Source organism: Micromonospora sp. NBC_00617, assembly GCF_045161355.1.
In the GTDB taxonomy this organism is placed as follows: domain Bacteria; phylum Actinomycetota; class Actinomycetes; order Mycobacteriales; family Micromonosporaceae; genus Micromonospora.
In genome coordinates this window covers 153,353-167,833 of record NZ_CP107751.1, presented here as the reverse complement: position 1 = coordinate 167,833, position 14,481 = coordinate 153,353, and the positions used below count along the sequence as shown (strand labels likewise).

Sequence of the window (14,481 nt, the reverse complement as noted above, 5' to 3'; positions counted from 1 at the left end):
AACGCTCCATCCCTGGCGAAAGGAAACTGATCCCCGAAGAGTGCCGAGCCGGGCTGAAGCGGCCCGGAAACCGCGCGGAAAGCGCGGTGCGTCAGGACAGCCGGGTGACGTCGAGCTGTTCGAGGTCGGCGCGCAGCGAGTCGGCGTCGGCGTCGCCGAGGTCGTCGAGGATGCTCAGGGCGCGGCGCCACGCGGCACGGGCGGCGCCCAGGTCGGCGAGCGCCCGGTGGCTGCCGCCCAGATTGACGTACGTGCTCGCTACCGCATACCGGTCGTGGACCTGCGCGAAGAGTTCGAGGGCGTGCTCGTAGCAGGCGACCGCCCGCCGGTCGTCTCCGAGCTGGTGATGGGCGTGGCCGAGGCTGTCCCACGTGTCGGCCTGTCCCTGCACGTCGTCCACCTCCTGCAACATCCGCAGCGCCTCGCCACACGACGTGAGGGCACGGTGGTAGTTGCCGAGCAGCCCTTCCTGCCAACCGACCGCGTTGAGGGTGTACCCCTGCCCGGCCCGGTTCCCGGCCCGCCGGAACAGCGTCAGCGCCCGCTGGGAGTGGCTGAGCGCCTGGTGGTGCCGCCCCTGCCGCTCGGCCAGCTGACCGAGGTTGAGGCAGGTGTGTGCCCGCCCGGCGTCGTCACCGACATCGGTGAACAGGTCGAGCGCGCGCCGCAGGTGGTCGTCCGCCTCGTCGTACCGCCGGAGCCGGGAGCAGGCGAGCCCGAGGCTGCGGTGGGCGTGGCCCTGCCCGGCCTGATCGCCGATGCGGGACGCGGCGGCGAGAGCGATCCGCTGCGTGCCGAGCCAGTCCTGCCAGTGCCCCTGCCGGTGCAGGAAGCCAGCCATGGCCCAGGCGAGCCGCCAGGCGTGTCCCTCGAACCCGGACCGCGCCGCGAGCGGTACGGCGGCGAGCAGAACGGGGACCTCGGCGGTGAACCACGCCGTGGCTGCCGACTTGTTCCCGGGGTTCTCCGGCGTCACGTCGGGCCGGGGCGGCGGGAGACTGATCTCGCTGAAGTGCGGATGCAGTGCGAGGTCCGCGGCGTGTGCCGCGCGCAGGCAGTGGTCCAGCAACCGGTGCACGGCGTCCTGTCGGTCGGCCGGTGACTCCGCGTCGTCGGCGAGGCTTGCCGCGTACGCGCGCAGCAGGTCGTGGAACGCGTACCGCCCGTAGGTGTGCTCGGTGAGGAGGTTCGCCCGGGTCAGCTCGGTGAGCAGCGGACCGATCGCCGTCGGGGTGACGCCGGCGAGGCTGGCCACGGCCGGGGCGGAAATGTCCGGACCGGGATGCAGGCTCAGCAGCCGGAACAGCCGGACCGCGGGTGGGCTGAGCGTTCGGCACGACCAGGAGAACACCGCCCGGACGTCGGTGGCCTCGTCGCCTCCGTGGAAGGCGTTCAGGTCGCCCAGCTCACCGGCCACCGCGGCCAGCGAGAAGCGCCGGTTGGTGGCGGCTCGGGCCGCGACGATGGCCAGCGCGAGGGGCAGCCGCGCGCAGCGGTCGGCGATGTCGTCGGCCGCGGCGGGTTCGGCGGCGACCTGGTGCGCCCCGAGCCGGCGGACCAGCAGGTGGCGGGCTTCGTCGGAACTCAGCAGGTCGAGGATCACCGGCTGGGCGCTCTCGATGACGACCAGCGGGGTGAGCTGGTCCCGGCTGGTGATGATCGCGAGGCAGTCGGGTGAGCCGGGCAGCAGGGGTCGGACCTGTTCCGCATCGCGAGCGTTGTCCAACACCACCAGCAGACGCTTGCCGGCCACCGCCGTGCGGTACAAGCTCACCATCCGGTCCGGTTCGCTGGGCATCCGCTCCGCCGCAACGCCGAGCGCCTCCAGGAATCCGTGCAGCGCTCGCGTCGGTTCGGTAGGTGTGGCCGCCGGGTCGAAGCCGCGCAGGTTGACGTAAAGCTGGCCGTCGGGAAAGCGCCCGGCCGCGCGGTGCGCCCAGTGCACGGCGAGCGCGGTCTTGCCGACGCCCGCGGTGCCGGACACCACCACGGCGCCACCGGAGTCGACGAGCGCGTCCAGGGCGGCGAGTTCCGCGTCGCGCCCGGTGAACGTCGGTACGCAGGGAGGCAACTGCGCCGCCACCGCCACCGGCCGTGCCGTCGCCGTCGGGGCGGGCGCGGCGATCGCGGTGTCCTGGCGCAGAATCGCGCGCTCCAGATCTCGTAGCCGCGGACTGGGGTCGATGCCGAGGTTGTCCCGCAGGGCGTCGCGCAACCGCCGGTACGTGGTGACCGCTTCGCCCTGCCGGCCGTCCCGGTACAGGGCGAGCATCAGCTGCGCGTGCAGGTGTTCGTCGAAGGGATGCTGCCGGACGAGCCGTTCCAACCCGGGGACGAGCCGAGCGTGCTCGCCGACCGACAGCCGTGCCTCGGCGAGCGCGCGTTCGGCCTCCAACCGCAGGCGTGCCAGGTATTCCGCCTGCTCCTCGAGCCAGGCGGACCCGGTCACGTCGGCCAGCGGCGGTCCGCGCCACAGTGCCACCGCCTCCGTCAGGTGGGTCACCTGCTCGGCCCGGTCCGTCACGCGGCGGGCCAGTTCCAGGAGGTGCTCGGCGACCTGGACGTCCGTGGACTCCGGCCCGGTGTTGAGCACGTAACCGGGCCGACGCGACACGATCGACCCGGGCTCGCCGAGCACCCCACGCAGGTAGGAGACGTGGCGCTGGAGCGTGTTCTCCGCGGTGGCCGGCATTTGCTCGCCCCAGACCACGTCGATGAGCCGGTCGACGCTCACGACCCGGCCCGCGTGCAGCGCCAACGTCGCCAGTACCGCCTTGCGGCGCAGCCCGTTCACCGTCTGCGGGCCGTCGGCGGCAACCACCTCCACCGGGCCGAGCAGCCGGACTCGTACGCCCGCGCCAGCCATCGACATCACCGGGTCAGGCTAAATCCGCAGCCCGCAGGCTCGATCTGTTCGTCGCGCAATGGACACGACGCCGGCTCTGCCCGGTGTACGGGCCGTTGCGGGTGTCGCCTGACGTGCCGTCGTAGCGGGTCACGCGGGTCCTCGATCAGACGCCGTCGGGCCGTCGCCCCGACTGGCGGCCTGGCGGATCATCGCGTCCGTCTCGGGATCGGGCATGAGCTCCCGAACGTCCTGCGCGCAACGGCACGAGGTGGCGATCTTGGCAGCCCACGCCAGCGCGTCCTCGCGTGTGGCCACGTCGACGACCGAGAACCCGCCGACGACCTCCCTGGTCTCCGGGTAGGGACCGTCGGTGACCGTTCCGTCCGTGGCCACGATGCTCGCCTGCTGCCTCTCCAGTCCGGCGCCGAACACCCACACGCCGGCGGTCACGGCCTCCTCGACCACCGCGTGCGAGGCCTTGCCCACGTCGGGCCAGTCCTCGGCGGGGATGTGGTCCATCGCGCCCTCGTTGAACGAGATCAGATACCGCGGCATTACGAGACTCCCTCGTCCCGGCGGCCTCCTCCGACCGCCTCCTGTCTGTACTACGAACGGCTCGGCACGGATTCGACGCTACGCCGCGCGGCCGGATCGTCCAGCCCCACCGAGCCGCTCCGGATGGTCACGCCCGGCACTGTCACGACTCGGGGCTACTGTGTCGAAAATCGAAGCATCGAGAGGGGCTGCACAGGCGATGACGACGCCCAGGCCGGGACGGCAGGTACGAGGACCGAGCGTCGCCGACGCCACGGCCTGATGCCCAGCCCACAGGTGATCGTGGTGGACGCCTGCACTCGCGACGGGCGAGGCGGCAGCCTCATCGCGTTGTCGGACCCCGTCGCGCCCGCCAGCAGCGCCATCATCGCGGCCCTCGGTCTGACGCCGAGCGACATCGTCGCCGACGACCTCCGGGTCGCCTCGCCCGGCACGCCCCGGCTTCTCGTCCGCGTTCGAGAACGCCGGACGCTGTCAGCACTGCGGCCCGATCTGGCCCGGCTGGCAGCCGAGTGTCGCCGGCTCGGCTATCTCGGCTGCTTCGCCTACGTGCTCGACACGTCCCGCCACAGCGACATCGAAGTTCACCAGGGCGACGCGCTCGGCCGCCCGTCAGCCGTCCTCGCGACGGCGACACAGACCCGAGACGGCATCGTGGCCAGAGTCGGCGGCCTGGTTCACCACCCGAGGGCCCAGCCGACCGTCTCGCGGACCGCCTGAGTTACCGCGGGGTGCGGCGCGCTCCCCTGTCGCCAAGGCAGGGAGACGCGCTCACGAGGAGCGGGCGTTGTCCGCCGTGGACGGCCGCCAGTAACGCTGTCACCGTGCCCTTCGGCGGACGGCAGGAAGTGACTCCGTCTCCTAAAATCTCGGTGAGGCATGCTGAGCGCGGATCCGGGGGTTGAGATGGCGTCGACGGACCCGTACGGGATCGACAAGGCGCTCGCCGACACGATGCGTGCGCTGTCCGCGCAGCAGTCGGGCGGGGCGCAGCAAGCGGACGTGCCCCAGCCTGAGGGGCGCGGCGAGGCTGCGGACGGGATGGTCCGGGTTTCCGCCGCGCCGCCGGGCCGGCTGACCGCGCTGGAGGTTGACCCCCGTCTCCGGCGGCTCGACCTCACGACCCTGACCGAGCACATCATGACCGCGGTCAACGACGCCATGGCAGATCTGCAGCAGGCAACGGCGTCCACCGCGGGGCCGGTCGACCTGAGTGACCTTGGGCGGCAGTTGACCGAGATCCAGCAGGATGCCGCCAGGCAGTTCACCACGTTCCTCGACGGCCTCGCCGACGCGCAGGACCGGCTGGGTCGCCGAGGCGGGTGACGACGCCGTGCAGATCGACCCAGAGAGCCTCGCGGCCGCCGGCACCACCATGCGGTCGTTGGCGGACGGCTTTGCCGACAGGCTGACTGCCTTCCAGGCCCGACTGGCGTCGATCGGTCCCGCGTTCGGCGACGACGAGACCGGGTCACTGCTCGGTGTGGCGTACGACGAGGCAGCGTCGTTCGTCTTCGAGTCACTGGGCGAGGCGCTCGAGGAGCTCGGTTTCGCTGGCGACGACCTCACGGCGATGGCTCGTTCCCACGAAGCGAACGAGGCCGACAACGGCGACCTCTTTCGCGTACTCCTCAGACGGATGGAAGGCTGACGCGTGGGTCTGCAGATTCCGGGCGAGCTGCGCAGCCTGCTCGACATCCTGGGCTACACCTGGCCCGCTTCGGACGAACAGAAGCTCTTCGAGCTCGGCCAGGCGTGGTGCGAATTCAGCAATGAGGTAGCCGAGTTCGTCCAGCAGGCGGAGACGGCCGCCAGAAACGCGCTGACCGGCAACAAGAGTGCCGACATTGAGGCATTCCGGGCCTGGTGGGGCCAACAGGAGAGCCCGGTCGACAGCCTGCAGAGCAACGGGACCGGGGCCGTGGTCGGCGGTGCCGGGCTGATGATCTGCGCCGCGATCGTGCTGGCCCTGAAGATCGCGGTCATCGTGCAACTGACCCTGCTGGCGATCCAGATCGCGCAGGCGATCGCCACCGCTGGCCCGACGTTCGGCGCGTCGCTGTTGGAGATTCCGGTGTTCCAGACACTCACGCGCACCATCGTCGGCAACCTGATGCAGGAGGCCCTCTGGCGGTTGGCCGATGGGTAAGAACCGCACCGGTAAGATCGCCGCCAGGTTCGCCCGGGAATGGGTCAGAGACCTCCGGAAGGTCAAGCGTCGGCGCCGTGGTGATCCGGGCGCGCGGCCTACCAGGAACGCTTCTCCCGCGCGGCAGGCGTCCTATCGGGCCCGCCAGGAGGCCGACCGCCAGCAGCGCAACGGCCGGGTCAATGGCACCGCCGAGGCCGTGACCACGGCGGACGGGCGACACACCGCCGTGTCGGTGAGCGACGGCCCCGACAAGATCTATCCGCACCACCGCCAGGTGGCCGGTGCGCTCGACCGAGTGCCGCAGAACCTTCGTGCGCCGTGGCACGGCAACTGTGCGCTGCCGCAGTCGTTGTCGAAGCTGCTGGACCGTGGCGTCGACCCGCGCGGTGGCGCGATCGGCGCCGCGCGGATTCGCGCTCCGGGCAACCCCGGCCATGGCGCGCACAACCCGTGCTGCAACAGTTGTAAGGCGTTGCGCAACGAGTTCGACCTGAGGGAGGTGCTGTGATGCGGGGAGACGACCGCGCACTGCCGGACCGTGCGGCCCAGACACTCAGGATGGCAGGTTGGACGCCACGCCGGCGGGTGGATGTCGGCGAATGGGAGTCGGGGCTCGCCCCGGAGGGCTTTGCCATGCACGCTCCCGCACGTGCCTTCCTGACCGAGTTCGGTGGTCTGGTCGTGCCGGTGAGCGGTCCCGGTCGGGACTCCGCCCGCATCGGTGTACGCCTCGACCCACTGCTGTGCCTCGGTCAGAAGGGGTGGTTCGACAGCCTCTCCGGACCCACGGCCGGTCAGCTCTACCCGCTCGGCGAGGAGCACGACGGGCACGCCAGCCTGGCCATGGACGCCGACGGCACGATCCATCTGCTCTTCAACGACCAGGTCAAGAGGATTGGCCCCGGCCTGACCGGCCTGGGCCGACTGCTCGAGGGCGAAGAGGCCTCGGCCGGGCAGTGACGGCCTCCAGCGGTGGCGACTGAAGCGTGCCGGCCACCCCAGTCACGGCGCACCTCGCCCGAGGCGGTCCACGCACCGCCCAGCTGATCTCACGGGCTGCGCCACCCGCCTGTCCGGCTGTACCGTTTCGCGAGTGGGACGGCTAGCGGACCGGCGCCGTGACCTCGCCGGACGCGCCTCACACCACGACCTCGGCCGGATCCGCGATCTTCCAGTACTCGGCGTAGCGACCATTCACGTGCATGAGTTCCGCGTGAGTGCCTTGTTCCAGGATTCGGCCATGGTCGAGGAAGACGATGCGGTCGACATCTTGCACGGAACGCATTTTGTGCGCCACCATGACGACCGTGCGTCCTTCGCGCAGCCGGTCGATACCCGCGTGCACGGCGGCGTCATTCACGGGATCCAGTGCGGATGTCACCTCGTCGAGCAGGACAATCGGTGCGTTCTTCAGCAGAGCGCGTGCGATGGACACTCGTTGGCGTTCACCGCCGGAGAGCCGCGCTCCACCTTCTCCGACTTCGGTCGCCCAGCCCTGGGGCAGCCGAGCAATGACATCGTCCAACTGTGCGGCAGTAGCGGCGGATCGCACTTCTGCGTCAGTGGCGTCGGGGCGTCCGAGGCGGACGTTCTGTTCAATTGTCCCGTCGAAGAGGTAGACGTCCTGGAAGACAATCGAGAATTGTGCCATCAGAGTCACGGGGTCGATGTCCCTGACGTCGGCTCCTCCGATACGCACCGCACCGGCGTCTACGTCGGAGAATCGTGCGAGAAGTTTCAGTATTGTGCTCTTACCTGCGCCCGACGGCCCGATCAGAGCAATTCTTTCTCCGCTCCGGACGTCCAGTGAGACGTCCTCGATCACTGCGCGGTCACCGTCGCGCAGTGTCACCGAGTCGAGTTCCAGGCCGTGATGTGCGGGGGTTTCGGGGTGGGCAGCGACCGGTAGCGGCTTTGTCTGGAGTACGTCGTTGATGCCGATGAGTACCGTGCGCGCGCCACGGATCCTCCCGCTGATCTCGGTCAAGGACAGTAGCGGCTTGGCGCTCAGCGTGGCCAGAAGCACAATGGCCAGCGCATCTGCGGCCAGGAGTTCACCGGCCAGGGCAAAGTAGGTAGCGAGAGTCAGGAGCGCAATGAATGCTGCCTGCACGACGGACGTCAGTCCTACTGCGCCGGGGAGGGTGGCGAACGTGGTCCGGCGTGCGGCGATTTCGAGTTCGCGCAACGAGCGGTCCAAGATCTCGAAGCGTTCCGCGTTCCGGCTACCGGCCCGTAGTACCGGTTGCGCGTGAAGGAACTCCACCACTCGTGCCGTTGCTTCTTGCTCTCGTGTGACGCGGTCCGTGTCGGCCGAGGTTGCCGACTTCTCGGTCCAGAGGTCGATGGCGACGATCGTCGGTGCGACCGCGAACGCGGCAAGCCCGATACGCCAGTCGACACAGGTTATGACGACGGCGATTGTCGCTGGGGTCACGGTCGCTGAGATCAGGGGGCCGAGCAGATGAGCGATTGCACTCATCGCCTGGAGGACCCCTCGTCCCGCCAAGACGGAAACGTCGCCGATTCGCGCGGCGGAGAACCAACTGATCGGCAGTGACGCCAGGTGATCGCCGAGGCGATGGTAGGTGCCACGCAGGAGCGCCGCGCCGACCCGGAAGCCCGTGAGGTCGCCGACATAGCGGACGACGCCGTAGACGGCGACGGCGCTCGCGAAGGCGATGATCCAGGGCCAGGCCGTCTCGGGGAACGGGCCGAACAGGGCGCGGAGGACAGGGACGAGGAGCGCATAGGAGACACCTTCGAGGACCGCCGCGGCGACCATCAGCGCGACGGTACGTCGTAGCGGCGACGCGTATTGCTGTCCCAGGACACGCAACAGCAGGCGGATCATCGGGGTCGGCTCTCCATTCGCGCCACTCGGCGGCGTGGTTCTTCGATGCGTCCGTGCTTGAGCACCAGTACGGTGTCGGCTTCGGAGATGGACTCGGGACGGTGCGCGATCATCAGGATGGTCTTTTCCTGGGTGGCCAGCATCTGACGCACGGCGCGTTCGGTCTGCGGGTCGGCGAACGAGGTGGCCTCATCGAGCACCAGCACGGGTGTTTCGGCGAGCAGCGCGCGAGCCAGGGAGATCCGCTGCTTCTCCCCGCCGGACAGCTCCACGTCCACACCGATCACGGATGCATAGCCGCGGGGCATCTGGAGAATCCGGCGGTGAATGTTCGCCTGCCGGGCGGCCCTGAGGATGTCCGCGTGCTCCGCGTGCGGAACGGCGAGCGAGATGTTTTCCGCGATCGTCGCGCGGAGGACCCGGACGTCCTGGAACACGAAGGAGATGTTTCGGTAGAGTTCGCTGCTGCTCAGGTCCCGCAGGTCGACTCCACCGAGGAGTATCGTGCCCGCGGTCGGGTCCGAGAATCTCGGAAGCAGCTCTACCAGCGTGGACTTGCCGCTGCCGGATGGGCCGGTCAACGCCGTCGTCGTGCCGGGTTCGAGCACCAGGTCGATCCCCTTGAGCACCTCGTGGTCCCCGTATCCCGCGTGAACGCCGCGGAATTCCACTCGGTGACCATCTGGTATCGCGGACGGCTGTGGCTCGCTCATCGATGGTGTCGAGAGCACCTCCTCGATCCGGGCGACCGCGCGTCCGGCCGCCTGAAAATCGTCGAACCCGTGGCCGAGAACGGCGACGGGAGCTGTCAACCCCATCCCCAACAGGAGGAAGGGCAACACGTCGACGGCCGCCATGCCCCCCGCTACGGTCATCGCCGTGCCGCCGGTCAGGACGACCAGTAGCACGAATGCCGGGGAGAGGACGAACTGCATCGCCGCGGCGGGGCGGGAGATTCCCCGCACCCATCGTGTGAAGACCGTGACGAAGCCGTCGGCGGCGGTACGGAACCGATGGTGAGCGCGCCCGAAACCGCCGAAGGTCTTCACCACGGCGATCCCTTCGACGAATTCGATGACCGCACTGGTGATGCGCTCCATCGCCTCATCGAACTCCTGTTGCTCACGCAGCCGGGGAGGCGTCATCATCAACGGCACCAGTGCGACCGCCAGCACGACGGGAACAAGCGTGATGAGTGTCAGTCGCCAGTCGATGGTGAAGAGATAGGAGAGTGCGACGAGGGGAACGATGAAGGCAGAGACGAGTTCGCCCGGCGCGTGGGCGATGAACGGGTGGACGGTGCTCACGTCTTCGCCCACGGCTTTCGCAAGTTCCCCGGTTCGGCGCCCGGAGAACCAGCTGAGTGGCACGCGACCGAGCTTCGCGGCGAGCTCTCTGCGGAAACTCAGCTGCACGTTCCCGTCGAGCACATGCCCCAACCCCGCCGCCACGGCAGTGAGCACGACGCCGACGATGAGCCCGAGGGCACCGAACGCCACAGCGACCCAGGCACGCCGGTGGTCTGTCGGGCCAACGGAGAGGAAGACCCTTCCGATCTCCACCACAGCCAGAAGTGGTGCGAGGCCCGCGACGGAGCCGAGGACGTAGAGCAGGATGATCGCCGCGAACCGGCGTCGGTAGGGCAGTAGGAGATCCCGGGTCTGCATGATCGGTATTCCTTCGGGTCACTCACGTGTGCGGGGCGCCGCTCCCGTGTTCAGACGCTCTCTCAAGAAGTTGGTGATCTCCGTGCGGGCCGCCTTCGCCTGGGGCACGAGGTTCGGCATGCTCAGGAAGGCATGGGTGGCACCCGGATACTCCGCCACCCGAGCGGGAGATCCACTTTCCTGAAGCCGTTCGGCGTAGCGTCGCCCCTGGTCAGAGATCGGATCGTGCGTGGGCACAACAACAAGGGCAGGGGCGAGCCCGCTGGCATCCGCCGTAGCCAGAGGTGACAGGGCCGAAGCATCCGTTCCTGGGGGAAGACCGAGACGCAGGAACATTTCCATCTGCCCGGTGGTCAGCGTGGGGTTGTCGGCGTAGCGGGCGTACGAGGGCAAGTCGTTCATGCTGGAGGCGACATCCACGCAGGGATTGGCCAGCACCTGCGCGCGCAGCGAGAGACCGCTGTCGCGCGCCCGGATCGCCGCGAGTGCGGCGATCAGCCCTCCCGTGCTTTCGCCGAACACGGCGACCCGTTCGGGATCGACTCCCCAGGTGTCCGGGCCTTGGTAGATGTGCTCAAGCGCGTCCCAACCGTCATCGACAGCGTCGGAGAGCGGGGTGTCCGGTGCGAGCAGTCGATGCTCGACAGAGATGACAACCGCTGGCAGGTGGGCGGCGAGGTGGCTGTTGATCCAGTCGCTTTGCGCGGCCGTGCCGACGAAGCCGCCGCCGTGCACGTGCAGCACGAGCGGAAGCGCACGGGCCGTGTCGTCGGGTCGACTTGCCCCGGGGCGATAGACGCGTACCGCCAGCGTGCGCCCCGGTAGGACGATTTCGCGCCAGTCGGCCGTGGCGTGCGGATTCATGCGGCCGGTGATGACGCGGGCCAGGGGCGAGGCACGCTTACGGTTCACCGTGAGCTGCAGGGTGCGCAGTTCTTCGGCCGTCATCTGCGACCACTCGGGCTCCTTTCCGAGGGCGGCATAGAGCCGAATTCGCAGCGGAGGTCGATCCGTGTTGTCATTCATAGCTCTTCTTCGCGTGTGAGGAATCTTCCGCTTCCGGCTTCATGAGACGGTTCTTTTGGAAGCCGGCGCATCACGCACCAGCAGGATTGTCGCAATGATGCCCAGAACGGTGGGGGTGAGCACCAGGAGCCCCCACACCGGGGAGAAGACCTGCTCGCCGTACTCGGTAGAAGTCAGCAGCAGAATCGCGGTCACACCGGTCACGAAGGTCGCAACCGCCGACCGAACTGGAGCCCACCATCCCCGCTTCCGCGACAGCAGAAATACGAATCCCCAGAGCAGGGTGATTGTTATGGCGACGGCATACAGAATCGCGTAGACCAGCCCCGGATCCGGCGTCAACCCATGTGGTGCGTACGCGGCTTCGGTGAACCCGTAGAGCTGCCGGCTGCCGGCCTGATCGATGATCGTGACGGCAAGGACGAGCCCAGATGTGACGATTGCGCCCCAGATCAAGGCTGTGGGCAAGCGACGAACCCGACGCTTCTGGACGCTCTCATCACCGGGCCGTTTAGAAAGTGACTGTCTCACAGATAGCGACTCTACGCAGCCCGGCGACAGGTAGTCAACACCTAACTGACAGTGGCTTGCTGTTTGCGGGCCGTGGTGTTAGCGTTCCGGCATGCCGGGGCTTCGGGAAAGCTGGCGTTTAGCAGCGATGCGGACGATCCAGGAACGCGCGCTGGACCTGTTCGACGAGCGGGGATTCCCGGCCGTGAAGATCGAGGACGTCGCTGAAGCCGCAGGAGTTTCCCCCTCCTCGATCTACCGATATTTCGGCACCAAAGAAGGGCTCCTCGTCGCCGACGAGTTCGACAACTGGGGGCAGGAGACGCTCGGTGCCGTTCTGGATCCCCGAGATCCGATAGGCAGCCTGATCGAGGCGGTGGTCGCCTATGAAGCGCCCCGGACTTCGGGGGGAGACAGCGTCGACCCATCGGCGGACATCCCGTGGCGGCGCGTGCGGTACTTCTTCACCGAACCGTCCGTGCGCTTGGCTGCACAAGCCTCGCTCGATCGAGCGAGTCAGCTCATTACCCCCCTGCTCGTCTCCTCCGACGCGCTCAGCCCGACCCAGGCGCGAGTGGTCGCGAACGCGCTGGCCTTCGGCTACTTCGCATGCCTCGAACAGTGGTACCTCGATGACCGCACCCGGCCTATCGCCTGGTACGTCGAGGAAGGGCTGCGTCCGCTGCGGGAGCTCTGGCCGAAGTAAGGCATTTGACTCCGGGCCGCCAGTTCCACCGCGTCTGACGCCGAGGCAGGGAGCGGCACTTGCGCGAAACCGTGAGACGCCGGACCGGAAAGCGAGTCAGCGACCCGGTCGATGATCACTCGACCAGGGTCGCTGACCTGCGATTTCAAGGGTGGGCCGCAGGTACCACCATGCGAACCAACCGGCGACTCTTGCCGGTTCGCCAACTCACGCCAACGGCGCTCGGCAGCCTGATAGTGCTCGTCGTCGGTCATGTCGTGCGCTTGCGGCCACCGCCGTCGCGCCTCGGCCCGCTCCTGGCGTTGAAAGATCAGCATCCGCACCCTGTCGTGGCACTCGTCCAGAGGCCACGGCGTCCCGCACACCATCCGCGTCGACAAGCCGCTGCCGCTGTGGCGGCGCCGCCGAAGCCAGCTCATCGGTGGCATCCGGCACCAGGTCCAACTGGCGACGGACCTCCCGACGGCCGCGAATCATCACCGAGGACATCTGCATCCAACCATCCGGGCCACGAAGCACCTGCAACTCCTCAGCCGGCAGGCGTGCCACCGCCCGGTCGTACCAGCGCAACGCACCATGCAGGTCGCCGCGCTCGGCGAGCAGCTCAGCGACCAACGTGCAGTGACCGTCATCCATCGCTGCGTCATGAGCCAGGCCATCCAGCACGACATAAGCCTCATCGACGTCGCCCTGCTCGAATCGCACCTCAGCGAGCTGCGCCATCGCGTAGCAGCCGTCACCACCGCCGTCAGTGAACAGCCTGGTCAGCAGGTCGGCTGCTCGGTCGAACCGCCCCGCCCGGCGCCATGCGTCGGCAGCCTCGAGCAGGATCTCACCTCGCTCATCCGGATACTGCTCCACCTCAGCCTCAAGGGCTGCAGCCTCGTCAGCCACACTCATCGACACGACACCTACCGCAATGAATGCCTTGACGCCACCGGGCGCGGGGAGCCAGGGGCGTCAGGAGCGGTACACATCCCTTCGGTGATCAATGTCCACAACGGTCACGGTGCGGTTGTCGTCGTCGATGCGGTAGATGATCCGGTAGGTGCCTCGCCGGGCGCTGAACCGATCCGACAACGGCGGCAACAAGCGCTTCCCGACTCGGTAGGGCTCTCGCACCAACGGCCCGGTCATGAACTCGTACGCGGCGACAGCGACGGCCTCCGGCAATCGTTCGGCGAGCGCTCGACGGACGGTCGGCGTGGTGCGAAGCGTGTACGGATCTTCCGGCAGCCGGGGGCTCACGCGGCCGAGGCGCGACGGGCGCGAATGGTCTCCGCGAGCTGGTCGGCGGACACCTCTTCACCTCGGGCCAGTTCTGCGTCGGAGTCGGCCAGCCGCCGCAGGGTGTCCGCATCCCCGAGAACCGCGACGGTTTCCTCCAGACGCTCCAAGTCCTCCACCGACACCAGCACGGCGGACGGCCGACCATGCACGGTCACGGTCACCCGTTCGTGGTGGTCGTGCACCCGCCCCACCAGCTCAGAGAGCCGAGTCTTCACTTCCCCCAACGGCAGCGTCGTCATAGTCACAAGTATGACCAAAATCCGCTGGGGCGTCTACCGTTCCTTCAGACACCACGCTGACGGTTCGCATGATGAACACGCATCGCCACGAAACGGCAGGTCAGAAAGTTGCGTGGGGCGGGCGGGACTCGAACCCGCGACCGAGGGATTATGAGTCCCCTGCTCTAACCGGCTGAGCTACCGCCCCGACACCGCGCGGATCTTATCCCGCCCGGTGGATCACGGGCCAGCGCCGGTGTGGCCCCGCCTCATCTCCGCCGCCGTCGCCACAGCAGCACGATGGGCAACGCGAGGATAACAGTGAGCAGCCAGCACACCACGGCGACGCCCCCGAACCATTCCTCGCCCGGCGCGGTGCCCGCGGCGACAATGACGTACGTCAGCAGCATGCTCGCCGCGCCTGCAACAGGACGGCCGCGCCGCTGACCACGATTGCCGCGATCTCCCACCACGGGCGGTCAGCGGGCGTGGCCGCCGACCGCCCGGCGGCGGGATGGCGTCCGATGTGCGGGCGGGATGGCGATGTGCCGGTCGGCCGGCACCTGAGCGTCAATGACCGGCAGCGCCGCCGGGAGCAGGTTGAACATCGTCGGCTCGATGGGCGCGCACGGCAACACTCATAGATGATCCGCTA

The 14,481-nt window shown here is 68.4% G+C and carries 18 protein-coding genes and 1 tRNA gene; 7 read left to right on the top strand and 12 right to left on the bottom strand.

Going from position 1 to position 14,481, the window contains the following annotated elements:
* Positions 1 to 91 precede the first annotated feature (91 nt).
* A complete protein-coding gene (locus OG505_RS00815) occupies positions 92 to 2,872 on the bottom strand; it encodes a BTAD domain-containing putative transcriptional regulator (RefSeq protein ID WP_405434318.1) in 2,781 nt (926 codons plus the stop codon).
* A 123-nt stretch (positions 2,873 to 2,995) separates the two neighbouring features.
* A complete protein-coding gene (locus OG505_RS00810) occupies positions 2,996 to 3,403 on the bottom strand; it encodes a YciI family protein (RefSeq protein ID WP_405430260.1) in 408 nt (135 codons plus the stop codon).
* 276 nt (positions 3,404 to 3,679) lie between these two features.
* Between OG505_RS00810 and OG505_RS00805 the strand changes: the two genes are divergently transcribed.
* From OG505_RS00805 to OG505_RS00780, 6 genes are all read left to right on the top strand, one after another.
* Complete coding sequence (locus OG505_RS00805) at positions 3,680 to 4,123, top strand: hypothetical protein (RefSeq protein WP_405430258.1); 444 nt, start codon at positions 3,680 to 3,682, stop codon at positions 4,121 to 4,123.
* 159 nt (positions 4,124 to 4,282) lie between these two features.
* On the top strand, positions 4,283 to 4,729 hold the full coding sequence (locus tag OG505_RS00800) for a YbaB/EbfC family nucleoid-associated protein (RefSeq protein ID WP_405430257.1): 447 nt from the start codon (positions 4,283 to 4,285) through the stop codon (positions 4,727 to 4,729).
* Between the two features lie 58 nt (positions 4,730 to 4,787).
* The gene (locus tag OG505_RS00795; protein WP_405430256.1) at positions 4,788 to 5,054 is read left to right on the top strand and encodes a hypothetical protein; all 267 of its coding nucleotides are present in this window, start codon (positions 4,788 to 4,790) and stop codon (positions 5,052 to 5,054) included.
* Positions 5,055 to 5,057: 3 nt separating this feature from the next.
* Positions 5,058 to 5,552 carry a hypothetical protein gene (locus tag OG505_RS00790; protein ID WP_405430255.1) on the top strand — a complete coding sequence of 165 codons (495 nt, stop codon included), beginning with the start codon at positions 5,058 to 5,060 and terminating at the stop codon, positions 5,550 to 5,552.
* Positions 5,545 to 6,063: a hypothetical protein gene (locus OG505_RS00785; protein WP_405430254.1), complete on the top strand. Its 519-nt coding sequence runs from the start codon at positions 5,545 to 5,547 to the stop codon at positions 6,061 to 6,063. The genes OG505_RS00790 and OG505_RS00785 overlap by 8 nt, the downstream gene beginning before the upstream one ends.
* Positions 6,063 to 6,515: an SUKH-3 domain-containing protein gene (locus tag OG505_RS00780; protein WP_405430253.1), complete on the top strand. Its 453-nt coding sequence runs from the start codon at positions 6,063 to 6,065 to the stop codon at positions 6,513 to 6,515. Before OG505_RS00785 ends, OG505_RS00780 begins: the two co-directional genes overlap by 1 nt.
* A 178-nt stretch (positions 6,516 to 6,693) precedes the next feature.
* On the opposite strand, the gene OG505_RS00775 is transcribed toward OG505_RS00780, so the two are convergent.
* From OG505_RS00775 to OG505_RS00760, 4 genes are read right to left on the bottom strand one after another with little or no spacing between them, the layout of a single operon-like run.
* On the bottom strand, positions 6,694 to 8,409 hold the full coding sequence (locus OG505_RS00775) for an ABC transporter ATP-binding protein (protein WP_405430251.1): 1,716 nt from the start codon (positions 8,407 to 8,409) through the stop codon (positions 6,694 to 6,696).
* A complete protein-coding gene (locus OG505_RS00770) occupies positions 8,406 to 10,076 on the bottom strand; it encodes an ABC transporter ATP-binding protein (protein WP_405430249.1) in 1,671 nt (556 codons plus the stop codon). The genes OG505_RS00775 and OG505_RS00770 overlap by 4 nt, the downstream gene beginning before the upstream one ends.
* Before the next feature lie 18 nt (positions 10,077 to 10,094).
* Positions 10,095 to 11,102: an alpha/beta hydrolase gene (locus OG505_RS00765; RefSeq protein WP_405430248.1), complete on the bottom strand. Its 1,008-nt coding sequence runs from the start codon at positions 11,100 to 11,102 to the stop codon at positions 10,095 to 10,097.
* 39 nt (positions 11,103 to 11,141) lie between these two features.
* Positions 11,142 to 11,633 (bottom strand): hypothetical protein, encoded by a 492-nt coding sequence (locus tag OG505_RS00760; RefSeq protein WP_405430246.1) that lies wholly within the window; start codon positions 11,631 to 11,633, stop codon positions 11,142 to 11,144.
* Between the two features lie 91 nt (positions 11,634 to 11,724).
* Between OG505_RS00760 and OG505_RS00755 the strand changes: the two genes are divergently transcribed.
* A complete protein-coding gene (locus OG505_RS00755; protein WP_405430245.1) occupies positions 11,725 to 12,318 on the top strand; it encodes a TetR/AcrR family transcriptional regulator in 594 nt (197 codons plus the stop codon).
* Positions 12,319 to 12,525: 207 nt separating this feature from the next.
* Here the strand turns inward: OG505_RS00755 and OG505_RS00750 are convergent, their stop codons facing one another.
* The 6 genes from OG505_RS00750 to OG505_RS00725 all read right to left on the bottom strand — a co-directional run bounded on the left by OG505_RS00750 (position 12,526) and on the right by OG505_RS00725 (position 14,434).
* A complete protein-coding gene (locus OG505_RS00750; RefSeq protein ID WP_405430243.1) occupies positions 12,526 to 13,218 on the bottom strand; it encodes a tetratricopeptide repeat protein in 693 nt (230 codons plus the stop codon).
* A 60-nt stretch (positions 13,219 to 13,278) separates the two neighbouring features.
* Positions 13,279 to 13,566, bottom strand: coding sequence for a type II toxin-antitoxin system RelE/ParE family toxin (locus OG505_RS00745; protein ID WP_405430241.1), 288 nt, complete (start codon positions 13,564 to 13,566; stop codon positions 13,279 to 13,281).
* Positions 13,563 to 13,847, bottom strand: a complete 285-nt coding sequence (locus OG505_RS00740) for a type II toxin-antitoxin system Phd/YefM family antitoxin (protein WP_046571873.1) — start codon at positions 13,845 to 13,847, stop codon at positions 13,563 to 13,565. The genes OG505_RS00745 and OG505_RS00740 overlap by 4 nt, the downstream gene beginning before the upstream one ends.
* Before the next feature lie 113 nt (positions 13,848 to 13,960).
* Positions 13,961 to 14,034: transfer RNA gene (locus tag OG505_RS00735), tRNA-Ile, on the bottom strand.
* 61 nt (positions 14,035 to 14,095) lie between these two features.
* Complete coding sequence (locus OG505_RS00730) at positions 14,096 to 14,236, bottom strand: hypothetical protein (protein WP_405430239.1); 141 nt, start codon at positions 14,234 to 14,236, stop codon at positions 14,096 to 14,098.
* Positions 14,237 to 14,305: 69 nt separating this feature from the next.
* The gene (locus tag OG505_RS00725; RefSeq protein ID WP_405430238.1) at positions 14,306 to 14,434 is read right to left on the bottom strand and encodes a hypothetical protein; all 129 of its coding nucleotides are present in this window, start codon (positions 14,432 to 14,434) and stop codon (positions 14,306 to 14,308) included.
* Positions 14,435 to 14,481: the final 47 nt, after the last annotated feature.

Bases quoted from the DNA above. Each gene is read 5' to 3' on its own strand.
- OG505_RS00815 (WP_405434318.1), bottom strand. From the start codon at position 2,872: ATGTCGATGGCTGGCGCGGGCGTACGAGTCCGGCTGCTCGGCCCGGTG.
- OG505_RS00810 (WP_405430260.1), bottom strand. From the start codon at position 3,403: ATGCCGCGGTATCTGATCTCGTTCAACGAGGGCGCGATGGACCACATC.
- OG505_RS00800 (WP_405430257.1), top strand. From the start codon at position 4,283: ATGCTGAGCGCGGATCCGGGGGTTGAGATGGCGTCGACGGACCCGTAC.
- OG505_RS00785 (WP_405430254.1), top strand. From the start codon at position 5,545: ATGGGTAAGAACCGCACCGGTAAGATCGCCGCCAGGTTCGCCCGGGAA.
- OG505_RS00780 (WP_405430253.1), top strand. From the start codon at position 6,063: ATGCGGGGAGACGACCGCGCACTGCCGGACCGTGCGGCCCAGACACTC.
- OG505_RS00775 (WP_405430251.1), bottom strand. From the start codon at position 8,409: ATGATCCGCCTGCTGTTGCGTGTCCTGGGACAGCAATACGCGTCGCCG.
- OG505_RS00770 (WP_405430249.1), bottom strand. From the start codon at position 10,076: ATGCAGACCCGGGATCTCCTACTGCCCTACCGACGCCGGTTCGCGGCG.
- OG505_RS00765 (WP_405430248.1), bottom strand. From the start codon at position 11,102: ATGAATGACAACACGGATCGACCTCCGCTGCGAATTCGGCTCTATGCC.
- OG505_RS00755 (WP_405430245.1), top strand. From the start codon at position 11,725: ATGCCGGGGCTTCGGGAAAGCTGGCGTTTAGCAGCGATGCGGACGATC.
- OG505_RS00750 (WP_405430243.1), bottom strand. From the start codon at position 13,218: ATGAGTGTGGCTGACGAGGCTGCAGCCCTTGAGGCTGAGGTGGAGCAG.
- OG505_RS00740 (WP_046571873.1), bottom strand. From the start codon at position 13,847: ATGACGACGCTGCCGTTGGGGGAAGTGAAGACTCGGCTCTCTGAGCTG.
- OG505_RS00730 (WP_405430239.1), bottom strand. From the start codon at position 14,236: ATGCTGCTGACGTACGTCATTGTCGCCGCGGGCACCGCGCCGGGCGAG.
- OG505_RS00725 (WP_405430238.1), bottom strand. From the start codon at position 14,434: ATGTTCAACCTGCTCCCGGCGGCGCTGCCGGTCATTGACGCTCAGGTG.